15 protein-coding genes are annotated in these 16,874 nt (G+C 62.1%); 10 read left to right on the plus strand and 5 right to left on the minus strand.

Features of this window, described 5'->3' with window-relative positions:
* Positions 1 to 78: 78 nt before the first annotated feature.
* Positions 79 to 951 carry a LysR family transcriptional regulator gene (locus tag KGB27_RS17315; protein WP_008040483.1) on the minus strand — a complete coding sequence of 291 codons (873 nt, stop codon included), beginning with the start codon at positions 949 to 951 and terminating at the stop codon, positions 79 to 81.
* A 268-nt stretch (positions 952 to 1,219) separates the two neighbouring features.
* On the opposite strand from KGB27_RS17315, the gene KGB27_RS17320 reads away from it, so the two are divergent.
* A complete protein-coding gene (locus KGB27_RS17320; protein WP_008029615.1) occupies positions 1,220 to 2,545 on the plus strand; it encodes an MFS transporter in 1,326 nt (441 codons plus the stop codon).
* Between the two features lie 4 nt (positions 2,546 to 2,549).
* Positions 2,550 to 3,947, plus strand: a complete 1,398-nt coding sequence (locus KGB27_RS17325; protein ID WP_223555496.1) for an FAD-dependent oxidoreductase — start codon at positions 2,550 to 2,552, stop codon at positions 3,945 to 3,947.
* Here the strand turns inward: KGB27_RS17325 and KGB27_RS17330 are convergent, their stop codons facing one another.
* On the minus strand, positions 3,948 to 5,276 hold the full coding sequence (locus KGB27_RS17330; protein WP_223555471.1) for a type VI secretion system Vgr family protein: 1,329 nt from the start codon (positions 5,274 to 5,276) through the stop codon (positions 3,948 to 3,950).
* Positions 5,277 to 5,495: 219 nt separating this feature from the next.
* On the opposite strand from KGB27_RS17330, the gene KGB27_RS17335 reads away from it, so the two are divergent.
* The gene (locus KGB27_RS17335) at positions 5,496 to 6,200 is read left to right on the plus strand and encodes a YebC/PmpR family DNA-binding transcriptional regulator (protein ID WP_008029612.1); all 705 of its coding nucleotides are present in this window, start codon (positions 5,496 to 5,498) and stop codon (positions 6,198 to 6,200) included.
* A gap of 108 nt (positions 6,201 to 6,308) precedes the next feature.
* Here the strand turns inward: KGB27_RS17335 and KGB27_RS17340 are convergent, their stop codons facing one another.
* The gene (locus tag KGB27_RS17340) at positions 6,309 to 7,610 is read right to left on the minus strand and encodes a protein kinase (protein WP_223450990.1); all 1,302 of its coding nucleotides are present in this window, start codon (positions 7,608 to 7,610) and stop codon (positions 6,309 to 6,311) included.
* Positions 7,611 to 7,843: 233 nt separating this feature from the next.
* Positions 7,844 to 8,974 (minus strand): cell division protein ZapE, encoded by a 1,131-nt coding sequence (gene zapE, locus KGB27_RS17345; protein ID WP_032832538.1) that lies wholly within the window; start codon positions 8,972 to 8,974, stop codon positions 7,844 to 7,846.
* A gap of 316 nt (positions 8,975 to 9,290) precedes the next feature.
* Here zapE and KGB27_RS17350 point away from each other — a divergent pair, with 316 nt between their 5' ends.
* The 7 genes from KGB27_RS17350 (at position 9,291) to KGB27_RS17380 (ending at position 15,687) form a co-directional block, all read left to right on the plus strand.
* On the plus strand, positions 9,291 to 9,779 hold the full coding sequence (locus KGB27_RS17350; protein ID WP_263290097.1) for a spore coat U domain-containing protein: 489 nt from the start codon (positions 9,291 to 9,293) through the stop codon (positions 9,777 to 9,779).
* A 106-nt stretch (positions 9,780 to 9,885) separates the two neighbouring features.
* Complete coding sequence (locus tag KGB27_RS17355; RefSeq protein ID WP_008029609.1) at positions 9,886 to 10,410, plus strand: spore coat U domain-containing protein; 525 nt, start codon at positions 9,886 to 9,888, stop codon at positions 10,408 to 10,410.
* Between the two features lie 20 nt (positions 10,411 to 10,430).
* The gene (locus KGB27_RS17360) at positions 10,431 to 10,964 is read left to right on the plus strand and encodes a spore coat U domain-containing protein (protein WP_008040468.1); all 534 of its coding nucleotides are present in this window, start codon (positions 10,431 to 10,433) and stop codon (positions 10,962 to 10,964) included.
* Between the two features lie 4 nt (positions 10,965 to 10,968).
* Complete coding sequence (locus KGB27_RS17365; RefSeq protein ID WP_032832536.1) at positions 10,969 to 11,469, plus strand: spore coat U domain-containing protein; 501 nt, start codon at positions 10,969 to 10,971, stop codon at positions 11,467 to 11,469.
* Between the two features lie 44 nt (positions 11,470 to 11,513).
* Positions 11,514 to 12,302: a molecular chaperone gene (locus KGB27_RS17370; RefSeq protein ID WP_008040464.1), complete on the plus strand. Its 789-nt coding sequence runs from the start codon at positions 11,514 to 11,516 to the stop codon at positions 12,300 to 12,302.
* Between the two features lie 53 nt (positions 12,303 to 12,355).
* A complete protein-coding gene (locus tag KGB27_RS17375) occupies positions 12,356 to 14,716 on the plus strand; it encodes a fimbria/pilus outer membrane usher protein (RefSeq protein ID WP_223555475.1) in 2,361 nt (786 codons plus the stop codon).
* Positions 14,713 to 15,687: a spore coat protein U domain-containing protein gene (locus tag KGB27_RS17380; RefSeq protein ID WP_223555478.1), complete on the plus strand. Its 975-nt coding sequence runs from the start codon at positions 14,713 to 14,715 to the stop codon at positions 15,685 to 15,687. The genes KGB27_RS17375 and KGB27_RS17380 overlap by 4 nt, the downstream gene beginning before the upstream one ends.
* Positions 15,688 to 15,822: 135 nt before the next feature.
* Here the strand turns inward: KGB27_RS17380 and KGB27_RS17385 are convergent, their stop codons facing one another.
* Complete coding sequence (locus tag KGB27_RS17385; protein ID WP_008029601.1) at positions 15,823 to 16,869, minus strand: ABC transporter substrate-binding protein; 1,047 nt, start codon at positions 16,867 to 16,869, stop codon at positions 15,823 to 15,825.
* Between the last annotated feature and the right edge of the window lie 5 nt (positions 16,870 to 16,874).

The following is a 16,874-nucleotide window of genomic DNA, read 5'->3' on the forward strand; positions in this document are numbered from 1 at the left end:
TCGCGGGCAAGCCTCGCTCCTACAGATTGCATACGACCTTGTAGGAGCGAGGCTTGCCCGCGAAGGGGCCGGAAGGGCCTACACCAGACTCTCGCGCACCATCTCCAGAAACGTCGCCACCACCCGTCGCGAACTCTGCTCGCGCAAACACACCAGCGTTTCCGTCAACCGCCGCTTGCAGTCGGTAATGGGCAGCGCACACACCCGCGAATCCGCACCAAACTCCGCCGCCGAGACCACGCCCACCCCAATCCCCACGACCACCGCCTCACGCGCCGCCTCCCGGCCTTCGACCTGAATCGCCGGGCGAATCCGAAACCCGGCGCCGGCCATTTCCTCCTCCAGCGTCTGGCGCGTCACCGAGCCGATTTCCCGCAGCACCAGCGGCGTGTCATCAAGGTCCGCGAGGCAGATCGACTCGCGGTCGGCCCACGGATGATTGCGCGAAACAAACGCCACCATCGGGTCATTGCGCAGCGGCAGCGAGATCAATCGTTCATCGCTGACATCGCGCCCGAGCAACGCCAGGTCAGCCTGATAGTTGAACAGCCGAAACAGCGATTCATCAGTGTTGCCGGTTTCGATCTTCACGCTGATGCCGGGGTAGCGCTCGCAGAACCGCGCAATCTGCGGCAGCACGTGCACCGGGGCGTCCACCGCCAGAATCAGGCTGCCGGTCTGCAACGCCTGCGAGTCGTGAAGCAACTCCTGCGCCTCGGCTTCGATGACGAACAATCGCTGGGTAATGCTCAACAAGCGTTCACCCAGATCGGTCAGGCGCACCGACCGTTTGTTGCGGTGGAACAGCAATACCCCGAAGCGCTCTTCGAGCTTGCGCACCTGGTCGGAAATCGCCGGTTGCGTGAGAAAAAGCCGCTCGGCGGCTTTGGTGAAGCTTCCGTGAACCGCCACGGCATGGAAGGCTTTGAGCTGGGCGTGGGAAACCGACATCGAAACCTCCAGTAACAAGCTGAGCTTATATTGGAAATACGATAAATCGATTTCACTTATTAATCAGTAATTGTTTTTATCGGCTCCAGTCGCGGTGACTGGTCAGTCGAACAGCCTCCGTGACCATGAGCCTGCGCGTGCAATTGCAGGACTCATCTGACCGGTATCGCCAAAGGGACGCAGCGATATCGCAGTGCTCAACAATAAAAAACACAGGCGTTTTCTTCCAATTCTGCCGGCACACTCACACCCTGAGGTCAGAACCACAATGAACAAGCACATCGGCACCATCAAGCGTTGGCGCGTGCAGATCTTCGCGATCACCTGGCTCGCCTACGCCGCTTTCTACTTCACCCGCAAAGCCTTTTCCGTGGCCAAACTGGGGATCGCCGAAGACCCCACCTTCATGCTCGACAAAATGGCCATGGCCAACCTCGACGCCATCTACCTCGCGGCCTACGCCATCGGCCAATTCACCTGGGGCATCCTCGCCGACCGCTTTGGCCCAAGGGTCGTGGTGCTCGGCGGCTTGCTGATTTCCGCTGCGGCTGCGCTGGTGATGGGCAGCTTCGCAACGTTACCGATTTTCGCCACCTGCATGCTGATTCAAGGGCTGGCCCAGTCCACCGGATGGTCGGGGCTGTGCAAGAACATCGGCAGTTTCTTCCCCGCTGAACAGCGCGGGCGAGTGCTGGGTTTATGGAGTTCCTGCTATGCCTTTGGCGGGCTCGTGGCGTCGCCGTTTGCCGGTTGGTGGGCGTACACGCTCATCGGCAGCTGGCATGCGGCGTTCTTTTCCAGTGCGGCGGTGGTTGGGCTGGTCGCCGTGCTGTTTTTTATTTTGCAACGCAACAAACCGCAAGACGTTGGCTTGCCAGCGATCGAACCGGAACCAGAGATGACCGCCGAAGAGGCGCATGCGCAAAGCAAGATCAGCGTGCTGGAACCGCTGAAGGAAATCCTGCGCAACCGCACGGTACTGGTTCTCGGGCTCGCGTACTTCCTGCTGAAACCGGCGCGTTACGCGATTCTGTTGTGGGGGCCGGTGATCGTTTTCGAGCAGATGCCGACCGTGGGCAAGGTCGGTGCGGCGATCATCCCGACGGCGTTCGAACTGGCCGGGTTGCTCGGGCCGATCCTGCTCGGGCTGGCCTCGGACAAACTGTTCGGCGCCCGACGCATGCCGGCCTGCGTGATCAGTTTGCTTGCGTTGACCATTTCGCTGGCGTTGTTCATGGGCGCCTTGCACACCGGTAGTGTGATGCTGGTGGTGGCGCTGCTGTTCGTGATGGGCCTGACCCTGTACGGACCGGACTCGATGATCAGCGGCGCGGCGGCCATCGATTTCGGCACCGCCAAGGCCGGCGCCACGTCGGCGGGCTTCGTCAACGGTTGCGGCTCGGTCGGGGCGATTCTCGGCGGTTTGCTGCCGGGCTACTTCGACTCGGTCACCGTGTTCATTATCTTCGCCGGCTGCGCCTTGTTTTCAGCGCTGGTGCTGATCCCCTACTGGAATAGCCGCCCGGCTGGCCTGCGTGGCGAAACTGCATTCGTGCCGAACCGGCCGATGAGCGTCAAACCCCTGCGTACCTGAGGAAATACCGATGAGACCTTTCTGGCTGGAACAGGCGCTGGCGGCTGAGTCGTGCGCGCCGTGCGAACCTTTGCCCGGCGACACCCGCGCCGATGTCTGCATCGTCGGCGGTGGCTACACCGGTTTGTGGACTGCGATCATGCTCAAGGAGCAGAACCCGGAACTGGATGTGTTGCTGATCGAAGCCGACATCTGCGGTGCCGGCGCCAGCGGCCGCAACGGCGGTTGTGCGCTGTCGTGGTCGGCCAAGTATTTCACCCTGGAAAGGTTGTTCGGCGTCGAAGAGGCGGTGCGGCTGGTCAAGGAATCCGAGCGCAGTATTCATGCGATCGGCACCTTCTGCGAACAGTACGGCGTGGACGCCGATTACCGCCTCGACGGCACGCTCTACACCGCGACCAACCGCGCCCAATGCGGCTCGACCGACGCGGTGATCGCAGCGCTTGAGCGCCACGGCATCAACTCGTTCACGCAACGGCCGGTGGCGGATGTGCAGCGCATGGCCGGTTCCCGAAAACACCTGGAAGGCTGGTTCTCACCGGCCGCCGCCAGCGTGCAACCGGGCAAACTGGTGCGCGGTTTGCGCCGGGTGGCGTTGCAGTTGGGCGTGAGGATTCATGAGAACACCGCGATGACCGGGCTGGAGGAGGGCAAACCGGCAGGGATCCAGACCCCACACGGCACTGTCCGCGCGGACCGGGTGGTGCTGGCGATGAACGCGTGGATGGCCCGCGCGTTCCCGCAGTTCGAGCGCAGTGTGGCGATTGTCTCCAGTGACATGCTGATCACCGAACCACGGCCGGACCTGCTCGACCAGATCGGTTTGACCAGCGGTGTCACGGTGCTCGATTCACGGATTTTCGTGCACTACTACCACAACACCCCGGACGGCCGGATCATGCTCGGCAAGGGCGGCAACACGTTCGCCTACGGTGGCCGAATGCTGCCGGTGTTCGATCAGCCGTCGCCCTATGCAGGTCTGTTGCAGCACAGCCTCAGCGAGTTTTTTCCGGCGTTTGCCGAGGTCAGGGTCGAAGCGACGTGGAACGGTCCGTCGGATCGCTCGGTCACCGGTTTACCGTTCTTCGGCCAGATGAGCGCCCACGGGAATGTGTTCTACGGCTTCGGTTATTCCGGCAGCGGGGTCGGGCCCTGTCACATGGGCGGGCAGATTCTCGCTTCGATGGTTCAGGGGCTCGACAATGCCTGGACCCGTTCACCGCTGGTCAACGGTCCGTTGGGCTTCTTCCCGCCGGAGCCGATTCGCTACCTCGGTTCGCTGATGGTGCGCAACGCCATCCGCCGCAAGGAGCGCGCCGAAGATCACGGGCGTCGGCCACGGCATCTGGACGTGCGCCTGGCAAAATTTGCGGCGGCAGCGGGCAAGGCGGACAAGGGCTGATCAGGCCTGACGGTTGATCAGCCAATCGAGCAGCAGCCGGTCATCGCCGCGTGGTTGTCGGGTGGTTCGAGGCGCTGGCGGATGGCTCGCCGTCGCGCACAACACCGGACGGTCCGGATCGCTGTCGAGAAAACTGATGAGCACTTCGGTGCCGGCGACCGGCAGCTTCGACGGATCGATCCGACCGTCCGCTGTGGCGAGAGCCAGGGGCAGCCAAAGGCCGGGGGATTCATCGTCATCGGACTCCGGGGTGGGCCACAGCCTGACCTGTATCCGGCCTTGTTCATCCAGCACCGCAGGCTGGCCGACCGGGCCGAGCACCCGCGCGGTCTGGAAGCCCGGAATGCCGGGCCTGGCGTGTGTCAGCGCAGGGCGGAACACCGTTGACCACGCAATGGCGGTGAACTGATTGCTGTAACGCCGGCTCATGTCGGAGGTGGCCGGGGCGAGAATCGACGGTTGCTGTCCCTGATGACGGAGCTCGGTCAGCAGCCATTGATCGTTGAAGTTCTGCAACGGATGTTCCGACACTTGCACGATGCGTCCGCTGCGCAATTCGCTGTGATTGCTTTGACCCTGTATCTGCCGATGCAGACAGCGCAAGCGCTCGAGTATTCGGCGGCTGAGCCGTTCGCGATCGAGCGGTGGCGGGGCGGGGTGCGCGCAGAGTGGCGGCGAGGTATGCCGCTGGAACAGTTCGTTGATCACCGGCCCGTTCGCGTGCCCGGGTGTGTCGCCATGAAACGGCGTCAGCAGCGGTTCCTGGGGGAAACTCAGGCAGTCATCCGCGAGCACCAGCACATGGCCGTCGCATTGATGTTCGAAGTGATAGTGGATGCCTTCTTCTTCGCACAGACGTTGCAGGAACGTCAGGTCGCTCTCGTCAAACTGAATGCAAAACGGCCTGGCGGGATAACGCCCGTTCGGCAGCTCAAAACGATAGCTGTCTTCGGGCACTGAGTTTTCTGCGAGTAACTGGCGCAGGATCGCTGGCACATTGAGTTGATGAAACACCCGGCGGCAACGCTGCCGGTCGAGGTTTTGCAGCCAGGGCACCACCACCAGCCTGTACCCGATCCAGTGCGGGCCGCGATGTTCGTGGCTGGCGCTGTGGACGACGCCATGAATGCCAAGGCCTTGCGTCAGGCTGAGGAACACCGGTTGTTGCAACAGGCGATCAGGGCTCATCGCCGGTGACAGGCCGATCACTTCGATATCGAATCGATAGGGCTGGTTGAGCGCTTCATGGCCACTGAACTGAACCACCTGCCAACTCAAATCGGCGTCCAGCAGTGTCAGGGTGAAGGGACTTTCCTTGTCGTTGTGCATCGATCGCGCTTCTGCCAGGGAGTACGGGCACAGAGGGTACGAAACCGTGGCCCTTTATGGTCACCGCAAATCGACGTTTCAGAATCGCCCTACAACCAGCGGTGAAGAAGTCGATTCGACAGGATGGATTTTTTGGTCGATTGCCAACTTTAGGCCGTATAAACTTGCGCAAAGCGTCGGCCAATAGATGTCTCGGCGCCATAGATAAGAGAGTGAGTAATGGGCGCACAGTGGAAGGTTAAACACAAAGAAGCGGCAGCCAACGCCAAGGGCAAGATCTTCGGCAAACTGGTGAAAGAAATCACCATTGCTGCGCGTAACGGTGCCGATACCGCCACCAACGCACACCTGCGTCTGGTGGTCGAACAGGCAAAAAAGGCGTCGATGCCCCGCGAAACCCTGGAACGTGCGATCAAGAAGGGCTCCGGCCAGCTCGGCGAAACCGTGCAATACCATCGCGTGACCTACGAAGGGTTCGCGCCGCACCAGGTGCCGCTGATCGTTGAATGCGTGACCGACAACATCAACCGCACCGTCGCTGAAATCCGCGTCGCGTTCCGCAAGGGCCAGCTCGGCGCCTCCGGTTCCGTTGCGTGGGACTTTGACCATGTGGGCATGATCGAGGCGTCCCCGGACAGCCCGGATGCCGATCCGGAAATGGCCGCTATCGAAGCCGGCGCACAGGATTTCGAACCTGCCGATGACGGCGCCACCCTGTTCATCACCGAAGCGACCGATCTGGATTCGGTGCAGAAAGCCTTGCCTGAGCAGGGTTTCACCGTGTTGTCGGCGAAGCTGGGCTACAAGCCGAAAAACCCGGTCAGCGGCCTGAGCGACGAGCAGATGGCTGAGGTTGAAGCGTTCCTGGAAGGCCTCGACAACCACGATGATGTGCAGGACATGTTTGTCGGTCTGGCTGGGTAATTTGCTTCTTCAGTGATACCGCTTTCGCTAGCAGGCTAGCTCCCACACTGGATTGTGAACACCGGTCAATTGTGGGAGCTAGCCTGCTAGCGATTGACCGTGCAGCGGTCACCAGCCGTTCAATTCCCGCACAATCTCGCTGAACCCCGGCCGCGCCAGCACTTTCGGCTGGCAGCAACGTTGCTGCAAATCCTCCAGCTTCACACGCGCCTGATCACTCAACCCCGAGTCGATCCGTTCCAGCAATTCCCCCAACAGAACGCCAAACGCGCGCACCTCGATCCGCTGCAATGCACGGGTTTCAAGGCTGTCCTCGGTCGCGTGGAAAGACGCTGCGCCAAAGTCCCCCAACAGGCAATCGCCGTGCTCGTTCCATAGAATATTGTGGCCGTAGAGGTCGCCGTGGGTGATGCCCTGGCGGTGCAAATGCTCGGCCACCGAGGCGATGCCACAGGCGATCCGCAAGGCCACGTCGGCGCTGAACCGGGTATCGCTGGCGTAGACATCGCGGCTGCAGGATTCCAGGCTCGGCAACCCGGCGAGGTTGCGATAGCTCGGGTCGATCAACTCCATGACCAACCCGGCCTGGGCCTGCGGATGCTCGACAATCCGTCCTTCGACCCGGATCAGGTTGGGGTGAAGGCCGGCGGTGATGCAGGCGTTCATTTCATGCAGCGGCGAGCCATCGCTGGTCATTTCGCCCTTGTAGAGTTTGACCGCGACCGGCGTTGCCTGCTTCCACAACGCCTGATGAATGACGCCGGAAGCGCCTTCGCCCAGCTTCTGTTCAAGGCTCAGCTGAGACCAGGGAATCGTCGGCGTGGCATCGAGCGCGGCGGCATCGGCTTCGGTTTCCAGCGGATTGCCGGCATAGGCCAGCCAGGTCAGGCTCGGCAGGGTCAGCAACCAGGAGGGCAACTCGGTCAACTGGTTGGCGGCGATGCGGGTCAGCTCGAGGCGATGGCAATTGCTCAGGCTCTGGGGCAAGCACCGCAGGCGGTTACCGGCCAGCATCAGTTTTTGCAGATACGGGCGTTCGCCCAGCTCGGTCGGCAATTCGCTGATGCGGTTGTCGGTCAGGATCAACCAGCGCAACAACGGCGGCAGCGCGGCGCCCGGTACGGTTTCGATGCGGTTGGCCTTGAAACCGACCATGGTCAGTGCGGGGCACTGGCCGAGGCAGGCAGGCAGCTCGCTGAACTGGTTGCGGTCGCAGAACAACACGCGCAAACGGGTCAGGCGATGAAAGTCGTCCGGCAGGCTGCGCAACGCGTTGCCACTGAGGTTGAGCACCTCCAGCGAATCCGCCAGGTCGAGGATTTCCCGGGGGAACTCCGTCAGGTCGGCGGCCAGGTCCAGGCGAGTGGTGCCAGCCAGCAGGCCGGCGCGCAGTTGGGCAAGGGTATCCATGATCAGATTCGCTATTGATCGAAGGTAGGGCGCGAGGCCCGATGAAGGGCGACATGATAGCGGTAAAACCCGGGTGGCTGTCAGACCGCCATCGTCGGAACGCCGCCCGGAGCCGGCTCACTCCCACATTAGACCAAGTTATCTGGATGTACGCGGTCAACTGTGGGAGCGAGCCTGCTCGCGATGGCGGCGTTCCGACGAAAGCGATAGATGCTGCACCGCCAATCCGGTTTTCAGGCCGGTTCTCTGACTTCCATCAACTGTCCCAATCGACTGCGGGTGCGCGCCAGGTCAATGGCATCGCCGCCCAGGCTTTCGCGCAACGAGCGGTGGCCGAGCAGGATCAGGTGCTTGTCCTGGTCGTACAGAACGTCCACCAGATTGATGAACCGCTGCTGCGCGGCAATCGAGCAGTCGGCGAGGTTGGGCAGTTTGTCGATGATCCAGTGGTCGAAACGTCGGCACAGCTCCAGGTAATCCATGACCGCCGTTGGGTGGTCGCACAGATCGCCGAAGGTGAAACCGATGGTGCGTCCTGCGCAATATCGGGCTGGGAGATGCCGGTTGCCGACGGGCAAAGGAATGGACGGCGCATCGGGCTCGGGCAGGTTCAGTGCCTGACGTTGCGCCAGCGTAGCCGGCCAGACGTAGTGACCCTGGGTAAACAACTGCTGGGCGTGGGTTCTCGCCTGACTGCGATAGTCGTGCGGGCCGCCGACTTCCATGACTTGCATGCGCGCATTGATCAGGTCGATCACCGGTTTGAAGCGCGCGTGGTAGAGCGGGTTTGGCAGCAAGCCCTCAGGCGGGTAATTGGAGGTCACCAGCAGCAGAATGCCTCGGCGAAACAGAGCCTTGAACAGCCGCGCGATGAGCATCGCGTCGCCGATGTCGTGGACGTGAAACTCGTCGAAACACAGCACCCGGCAATCGTTCAGCAAGTCGTCGAGCGTCGTCGCCAGCGCATCCGGGTGATCGCGATGACTGAACATGCCTTGGTGCAGTCGAGCGAAAAACTCGTGGAAGTGCAGGCGCTGTTTTTCCGCGATCGGCAGCGCCTGGAAAAAGCCGTCGAGCAACCAGCTCTTGCCACGCCCCACGGCGCCGTACAGATACAGGCCCGGCAGCGTTTTCGCCGAAGTGCCGAGCAGTGCCGCGGCGTGCTGCGCCATGCAGTCGACCACGCGCTGCTGGCTGTGGCTGAGGGTGTAACCCTGTGCGTGGGCCTTGTGCCGGAAATAGTCGTGGACCACGCGCCCCATCGCTGAATGAGCGGCGGAGGTGGTCGATGCCTTGCCGAAGAGACGGCGCAGCGCGGGCCAGCGTGGTGTGAATCGCGAACGGTTGGGCGGTCGAACGGCCACTGTGTCACCCCGTAATCGTCAGGCAGGCTCCCCGAGCTGCGGCGGCCTAGTGTAACCAAATGGGGAAATTTGCTTCCAGTTGTGTCGACGGGCGTGGGGTGTAATTGGACAGAATTGTGCGGTGTGTACAGCTTGTAGGGCGTAGGGGTTGTGGGGTTTTGCCAGCAATTCGACATAAAAGCTCATTCCTTCGGCGGATCCAATTTTTTTCGGGCCACTGGAAAATCCTCGGGGCGTTGCTAACCTGCATTTTTAGAAGCCCCCCCACAAGGAATCGGCCGTGAATGGAATCATTGCATGTGCAGTCTTGGGCGTGATGCTCAGTGCGCAAGTGTCGGCCGCAGAACTACAGGTGCACGTGCGTGTCGACGTGCTGCGCGGTTGTCAGGTGGTTGGCCAGCAACGCACAGCGGGCATCGAGCAACTGGGGGTGCTGGACTTCGGCAATACCGCGCGCTTGGATGACCCCGCCGGGCCATTGGCGGCGGCGCTGATGAACGAGCGCCTGCCCCGTCTCGAATGCAATCCCGACACCCCTTATCAACTCCGGGTCGACGGCGGCCTGCACGGTGGCGTCGGTGACACGCGCTACATGGCCGGTTCCGCCGGCAGCAAACCCATTCCCTATCGGCTCTATCAGGACCCCGCGCGGTTGATCCCGCTGGCGGTGGACGTCCCGGTGAGCGGCCGTGTGCCGGATACCGGTTCAGTCGATTTACCGTTGTATGCACGCATCGAACCGCTGGCGGAAATTCCCCGGGTCAGTCGCTATTCCGACCTGTTGAAAGTGACCGTCATCTGGTAGCGGCAACTGTGTAACTGCGGCCAATGGATTCGGCTGGCGCAGGGAAGGGGGCGCTCCTCGTTGTGCGCCTGGGTTCTGGAGTCCTGATGGAATTGGGATTGGCGTTATGACAAGCAAACTCTGGATATTGATGGCCGTGGGTGCAGGGGTATTGCTGACGGGGGGCGCGCAAGCGGCGATCAGCGGGCAGATCCATGCGCGACTGACCATCATCGCCGGTTGTGAAGTGACCAATGGCGGCAGCCCGGTCAGTGATTTCGGCACGCTGGATTTCGGCCAGCAAGGCCCGACCTGGACCAACCCGATCAAAGCCCGCCTCGGTGCTGACGGTCGCGGCAGGTTGAACGTCGCCTGCACCCCTTCGGTCACCGGCTTCACCGTCACCATCGATGGCGGCACCCATGGTGACGGCACCACCCGGCGCCTGAGCAACGGCAGCCAGACCCTGCCTTATCAATTGTTCCTCGATGCATCCGGAAGCCAGAGCTACAGCATCGGCCAACAACACAACTTCGCCGTCACCAGCGGGGCCCAGATACCGATTCCGGTGTTTGGCTCGGTGGTGGCGAATACCCGCGCGATACCGGCCGGGGTCTATACCGACACCCTGACCGTGACGCTCGATTGGTAAACCCGTAGAGGACGGACACCATGCGCATGCTCGTATCAAGGATAGTTTTGTCACTGCTTGGCCTGACGCTGGTGTCCGGCGCGCAGGCGGCCACCACGGTCACCGGCCAGATCTCTGCCAGCCTGATTCTGATCAGCAGCTGTCAGGTAAATGGTGCGGGTGGCTCCAGCGGGCTGAACTTTGGTGCCTTGAACTTCGGCACCGACAACAGCCTGTTCACCACGAAAGATGCACAAGTCATGGGCGGTGGTGTGGCGCTGTCGATCCTTTGCTCCAGCGGCACCACGCCAACGGTCAAGGTGCGTGCCGGTGCCCATGACGGACTGTCGGCGGGCGGTTCTCGCGCGCTGTACGACGGTGTCGCCAACTACGTGCCGTACGACTTGTACACCGATTCCGGGCACTCGCAGCTTTTAGCCATTGACGGGGTGATCAACCTTGACCCCAGCACCGGCGTGGCGCAGACCGTGAACATCTACGGTCAGGCGAAGGGCAAGGCCGGGCTGCCGGCGGGTACTTACAGCGACACGATTTCCGTCGAACTGACGTTCTAGGGCGATGAACCGCCATGGATGGGCAGCGATGGCGCTGTTGTGCGCGGCCGGTGTGCCGTTGCCGCTGGCAGCGGTGACCAGCCAGAGTTTCCTGGTCAGCGCCACGGTCACTGCGGGTTGTCTGGTGGTCGGCGGGGTGTCGAACTACGGCAGCCTGAATTACGGCAGCCAATCGGCGCTGGCCACCGGCACGGTGCAAGTGGCCCTGACGGGGGATGTACAGCTGCAATGCACACCGGGCGTGACCATGAACATGACCGTCGATGGCGGTCAGTACAACAGCAGCGGGCGACACCTGCAGCTGACCACCGGCAGCAACCGCGTTTCGTACCAGCTGTTTCGCGACGCGGCTTACAGCCAAAGCCTGGGGATCGGCCAGAGCGTCGCGGTGGCGTACACGGACGCAAACAACATCCGCCTGCCGATTTACGGTCAGGTGCTGTTACCGGGCAATCAGCCTGGGGGGACCTACAGCGATGTGCTGCAAGTGCAGCTGTCGTGGTAACGCGGCGTTTTTGATCGGGCCTGACAGGCACAAGGAGTAGGCAAATGGATTTACCCGCGCGGCGGCATTCTGTTGTGCGTCAGGCAGTGTTGGCGATGCTGCTGTTGGGGGCGGTCAAGGTGCAGGCGGCCAGTTCGGTGCTGATCTGGCCGATCGATCCCGTGCTGGAGGCCGATCAGCAGGCCAGTGCCTTGTGGCTGGAAAACCGAGGCAACGAGACTGCGAATTTGCAGATCCGGGTGTTCGCCTGGAGCCAAAGCGGTTTCAACGACCAATACCAGAACCAGCGCGACGTGATCGGCAGCCCGCCGGTGGCGAAAATCGAACCGGGCCAGAAACAACTGGTGCGCCTGACCCGTACCCGGGAGATCCCACCGGGGCAGGAACTGGCTTATCGCATCATCATCGATGAAATCCCTTCGGCCACCCCGCCCTCCGGCGAAAGTGGCAAGACGGCGGCGGCCATTCGGTTCCAGATGCGTTATTCGGTGCCGTTGTTTGCTTACGGCGCGGGGTTGTGGAGCAAGGAAGACACCAGTCGCAAGCGTGATCCCAAAGGCGCGGGGCTGCCGGATTTGAGCTGGCGCACGGTGGCGGTGGACGGTCGCCCTTATGTGGAGGTGCGCAATCAGGGGGCGGTGCATGCGCGGTTGACGGACGTTGCGCTGAAGCAGGGAGGCCAGACAAAACCTCTGGTGGAAGGCCTGCTCGGTTATGTGCTGCCGGGCGCGATCATGCGCTGGCCGGCGCCCGGTCCGATGGCGCAAGACCCGGCGTTGCAGGTGCGGGTGAATGGTTCGCCGCAGGTACAAAGCATTACGCCCGCGCGCTGATCTGCAACTGACGGGAAAGGGAGGCAGGGTCCATCGACGGACGTAAAGCGGTAATGAGCCCGCATCGGGCCCGCAGTTTCCAGCGTCCGTTGATCTGCGCCATGAGCTGTGTGGGTTGCCTGGCGTTCGCTCACCCGTCCCAGGCCGGTGATTTGCCGCCGCCACCCGGCAGCATGGAGGCCGTGGCTGATGCGCAGTTGTTTCTGGAATTGGTGGTCAATCAGATGAATACCGGACACGTCGTGGCGGTGGAGCAACGCAACGGGCGGTTTTTCCTGTCGGCCAACGCGTTGCGTGACACCGGTATGAAACTGCCAGACACCCTCGGCGCCGAAGTCGACCTCGACAGCCTGTCGGGCCTGCACAGCGAGTACGACAGCGCCGGTCAGCGCCTGCTGCTCGACGTACCGCCCAGCTGGCTGCCGGAGCAATTCGTCGGCAATCGCGACGCCTACCCGCGCACTCCGGCCCTGAGCAGTTTCGGTGCCTTGTTCAACTACGACCTGTACCTCAACGACACCGATGATGCCGGCACTTACCTGGCGGCCTGGAACGAAGTGCGACTGTTCGACAGCTGGGGCACGCTGTCCAACACCGGGCAATACCGGCGCACGTTGTCCGGCGATTCGGTCAGTACGCTGAACAATGGCTACCTGCGTTACGACACCACCTGGCGCTACTCCGATGACGAGCGATTGCTGACCTACGAGGCCGGTGACCTGGTCAGCGGCGCATTGCCCTGGAGCAGTTCGGTGCGCCTGGGCGGGGTTCAGCTGTCGCGGGATTTCGGTGTGCGCCCGGACCTGGTGACTTATCCGTTGCCGCAGTTTGCCGGGGAAGCGGCAGTGCCATCCTCGGTCGACCTGTTCATCAACGGCTACAAATCCAGCAGCGCCGACCTGCAACCCGGCCCCTACACGCTGACCAATATTCCGTTCATCAACGGCGCCGGCGAAGCCGTGGTGGTCACCACCGATGCCCTCGGTCGGCAGGTCTCGACCACCGTGCCGTTTTACGTCACCAGCAGTTTGCTGCAAAAGGGCCTGAGCGACTTTTCCGTGGCGGCCGGTACCTTGCGCCGCGATTACGGCATCAGCGATTTCGGTTACGGTCCGGGTGTTTCGTCGGGCAGTCTGCGCTACGGCCTGAGCGACAACTTCACCCTGGAAAGCCACGCCGAAGCGTCGGACTCACTGACCCTCGGCGGTGTCGGCGGCAACCTGCGCCTGGGCAATTTCGGCGTGCTCAATACCGCACTCAGCCAAAGCCGGTTCGATGGCGACAGCGGTCAACAACTGAGCCTGGGTTATCAATACAGCAGCCAGCGCTACAGCTTCTCTTATCAACGCCTGCAACGTCGCGACCAATACGCCGATCTGACCGTGGTCGACAGTCCTTTCACTACCCTCAGCAAACGCAGCGAACAGGCGACCCTGAGCCTGAATCTCAATGCCTGGGGCAGCCTCGGCGTCGGGTATTTCGACGTGCGCGCGGCGGATGATTCACGCACTCGTTTGCTCAACCTGACCTGGAGCAAACCGCTGTGGCACAACAGCAGTTTCTACCTGTCGGCCAACCGCGAAATCGGCGACAGCAACTGGGCGGTGCAGGCGCAACTGGTGATCCCGTTCGACTTGCGCGGCAGCCTCGCGCTCAGCAGTGAACGGAGCAAAACCGGGCAGAGCCAGCAGCGGGTCAATTACAGTCGCGCCGTGCCGACTGAAGGCGGGGTGGGGTTCAACCTCGGTTACGCCCACGGCGACGGCCCGGCCTATCGTCAGGCCGACCTGACCTGGCGCTTGCAGTCGGTGCAATTGCAGGCCGGTGTGTACGGCAACAGCGACGCCGAAACCCGTTGGGCCGATGCCAGCGGATCGCTGGTGTGGATGGACCGCCAGGTGTTCGCCGCCAACCGCATCGACGATGCCTTTGTGGTGGTCAGCACCGATGGCTACGCCGACATTCCGGTGCGCTACGAAAACCAGCAGGTCGGCCAGACTGATCGCAATGGCCACCTGCTGGTGCCGTGGAGCAGCGCCTATTACCGCGGCAAGTACGAGATCGATCCACTGAACCTGCCGGCCAACGTGCGCAGCCCGAACGTCGAACAGCGGATTGCCGTGCGCCGTGGCAGCGGTTATTTGCTGACGTTTCCATTGAGCCGGGTGATCGCCGCGAGCATCGTCCTGGTGGATGCGCAGCAGCGAGAGCTGCCTCTGGGCAGCGGTGTCGTGCATGAGCAGAGCGGCACGCAAACGGTGGTCGGATGGGACGGTCTGGTGTACCTGGAAAATCTTCAGGCGCAGAACACATTGCAGGTGACGCTGGCCGACGGGAAAGCCTGCCGCGTCCAGTTCGCGGGGGACATGAATCAGGATCAGATTCCGCTGATCGGGCCGTTGGTGTGCCAATGAGTGCCGTGAAATGGCTGGTGCTGCTGGCGGTCTGGTTACCAGGCTCGGCATGGGCGTTGTGTTCGGTGGTGGTCCCTGCCACGGCGGTGGCATTCGGTTCGGTGAGCTCGATTGCGCTGCGTACCGCCGTGCAGAACAGTTCAAGCCTCAACGCCGGTTTGAGTTGCACCGGCTCATTGGTCTCGTTGCTGACCAACAATGACCATTTCTACGCCACGATTACCTCGACTCAAGCCGGACTGCTCGGGCCGACCGGAGACGTCATCGGTTACACGCTGTATGCCAACAACACCACCAGTTACCCGATCGAACGTGGCACGCCCTTCGACTTCGCGCGCAACGGGATCATTGATGCGCTGGGGCTACTGGGCAGCGTGGTGCCGAAAACCGCACCGATTTATCTGGGGACAATCACGGGCAGTAACGTGGCGGCGGGTATCTATACCGAGACCCTGAGCATTGCCTGGAGCTGGAATTATTGCTCCGGCATTGGCGCCGGCAGTGTTTGCCTGGGGCGCGATATCAGCAGCGGCACCACCAGCATGACCGTCACCCTGACGGTCGCCAATGACTGCACCATCACCGCCCCGAACATCAGTTTCGGCAGCGCGCCGGTCGTCAGTGCCTTTGCGCCGGTTACCGGCCAGACCATCAGCCTCGCCTGCACCAAGGGCAGCGCTTACACCGTAGGCCTGGGCGACGGTCTGCAGGCAGCCAGTGTTGGCGGGCGGCGACGGATGGCTTTCGGCGGCAATTACCTGGCGTATGACATCTTCAAAAGCGCCGGCACCACCCGCTGGGGCAGTGTCGGCAGTGCTCGCCGGGCCAGCTCCGATGCCGAGGTCAATCCCGGTAACGGTTTGGGCTCCGGGAGCCAGATCTTCAATTACAACGCGAAAATCTACACCGACCAGACCACGCCGCCGGCGGGCACGTATCAGGACAGTGTGATTCTGGATGTGGGGTTTTAACGATGCCAGTGGATCAGGCGCGGAACCCTGTGGGAGCGGGCTTGCCCGCGATAGCGTCGGAACAATCAACCATATGTTGAATGTACCGGCCTCATCGCGGGCAAGCCCGCTCCCACAGTTTTTTTGAGTATATAACTACCGCTCGATACTACGATTCCACCGCGCATTCCACGCCGGGCGCTGTTCGTTGACCTGGTCCCAGTCGATGGCAATCGCCGTCGTCAGATACTGCTTCATCGCTTCGACCTGGCCCCGTGTCTTGTCCGTGGTCGGGGTGTTCGGGTTGGACGGGATCTGATCGCCATCTTCAAGTGCAGCGGCTTGCGCCTCGGGGGTCAGCAGAAACGCGGCGAGTTTCTGCGCCAGTTCCGGCTGGGTGTTGTTGGCGATGGCGCACTCGGCAACGTTGAGCACCACTGCGCCTTCCTTCGGTTGCGCATATTCGACCGGCATGCCTTTGAGTTTCAGCGCGGTGACCTGGGTCGGCGTCAGCGGGAACAGCGCCGCTTCGTCGGTCTGGAGCATTTCGGAAATCTTCGCCGAGCTCGGAATGTATTCCAGCACGTTGCGCCCGACGGTGTTCGGCCATGCCTTGAAGCCAGGCTCCACGTCGGTTTCGCTGCCGCCCTGAATCCGGTTGAACATCAGGAAACCGTGCAGGCCGAAGGTCGAAGAAGCCATCGACTGGAACACCAGTTTGTCCTTGAAGCGCGGGTCGGCCATGTCCATCCACGAGGTCGGTGTCGCCCAGCCTTTTTCCTTGAACAACCGCGTGTTGTACGCCAGCCCCGTGACACCGAGGCTGACTGCCACGGCCTGGTCCTTGATACGACCCTTGGCCGGAATCTGCGCCAGGGTCGGGCTGTCTTCGAGTTTGTCGCACAGGCCCATGGCGATGGCGCGGTACATGATGCCGTCGTCGAGGAACATCACGTGCATTTGCGGGTTGCCTTTGCTGGCCTGGACCTTGGCCAGAATATCGGCGGACGTGCCGGGCACGATCACCACTTTGACGTTGTTGGCTTTCTCGAAAACCGGCAGCACCTTGTCGGCGTAGAGCCGTTCCATGGTCCCGCCGTTCATGCCGAGGTAAAGCGTCGGTTCGGCCTGGGCCTGGGTGACCGTGAGCAGGGCGCTCAGGCACGAAAGTCCGAGCAGTGCAGTGCGTTTGACGTTATTCATTGGCG

The sequence above is a fragment of the Pseudomonas sp. BF-R-01 genome, from assembly GCF_019946615.1.
GTDB classification, from domain to species: Bacteria; Pseudomonadota; Gammaproteobacteria; order Pseudomonadales; family Pseudomonadaceae; genus Aquipseudomonas; species Aquipseudomonas migulae.

What these genes read in the sequence shown, in the direction of transcription:
- KGB27_RS17315 (WP_008040483.1), bottom strand. Translation starts at nt 951, where the DNA reads ATGTCGGTTTCCCACGCCCAGCTCAAAGCCTTCCATGCCGTGGCGGTT.
- KGB27_RS17320 (WP_008029615.1), top strand. Translation starts at nt 1,220, where the DNA reads ATGAACAAGCACATCGGCACCATCAAGCGTTGGCGCGTGCAGATCTTC.
- KGB27_RS17330 (WP_223555471.1), bottom strand. Translation starts at nt 5,276, where the DNA reads ATGCACAACGACAAGGAAAGTCCCTTCACCCTGACACTGCTGGACGCC.
- KGB27_RS17335 (WP_008029612.1), top strand. Translation starts at nt 5,496, where the DNA reads ATGGGCGCACAGTGGAAGGTTAAACACAAAGAAGCGGCAGCCAACGCC.
- KGB27_RS17340 (WP_223450990.1), bottom strand. Translation starts at nt 7,610, where the DNA reads ATGGATACCCTTGCCCAACTGCGCGCCGGCCTGCTGGCTGGCACCACT.
- KGB27_RS17350 (WP_263290097.1), top strand. Translation starts at nt 9,291, where the DNA reads ATGCTCAGTGCGCAAGTGTCGGCCGCAGAACTACAGGTGCACGTGCGT.
- KGB27_RS17355 (WP_008029609.1), top strand. Translation starts at nt 9,886, where the DNA reads ATGACAAGCAAACTCTGGATATTGATGGCCGTGGGTGCAGGGGTATTG.
- KGB27_RS17360 (WP_008040468.1), top strand. Translation starts at nt 10,431, where the DNA reads ATGCGCATGCTCGTATCAAGGATAGTTTTGTCACTGCTTGGCCTGACG.
- KGB27_RS17365 (WP_032832536.1), top strand. Translation starts at nt 10,969, where the DNA reads ATGAACCGCCATGGATGGGCAGCGATGGCGCTGTTGTGCGCGGCCGGT.
- KGB27_RS17370 (WP_008040464.1), top strand. Translation starts at nt 11,514, where the DNA reads ATGGATTTACCCGCGCGGCGGCATTCTGTTGTGCGTCAGGCAGTGTTG.
- KGB27_RS17375 (WP_223555475.1), top strand. Translation starts at nt 12,356, where the DNA reads ATGAGCCCGCATCGGGCCCGCAGTTTCCAGCGTCCGTTGATCTGCGCC.
- KGB27_RS17380 (WP_223555478.1), top strand. Translation starts at nt 14,713, where the DNA reads ATGAGTGCCGTGAAATGGCTGGTGCTGCTGGCGGTCTGGTTACCAGGC.
- KGB27_RS17385 (WP_008029601.1), bottom strand. Translation starts at nt 16,869, where the DNA reads ATGAATAACGTCAAACGCACTGCACTGCTCGGACTTTCGTGCCTGAGC.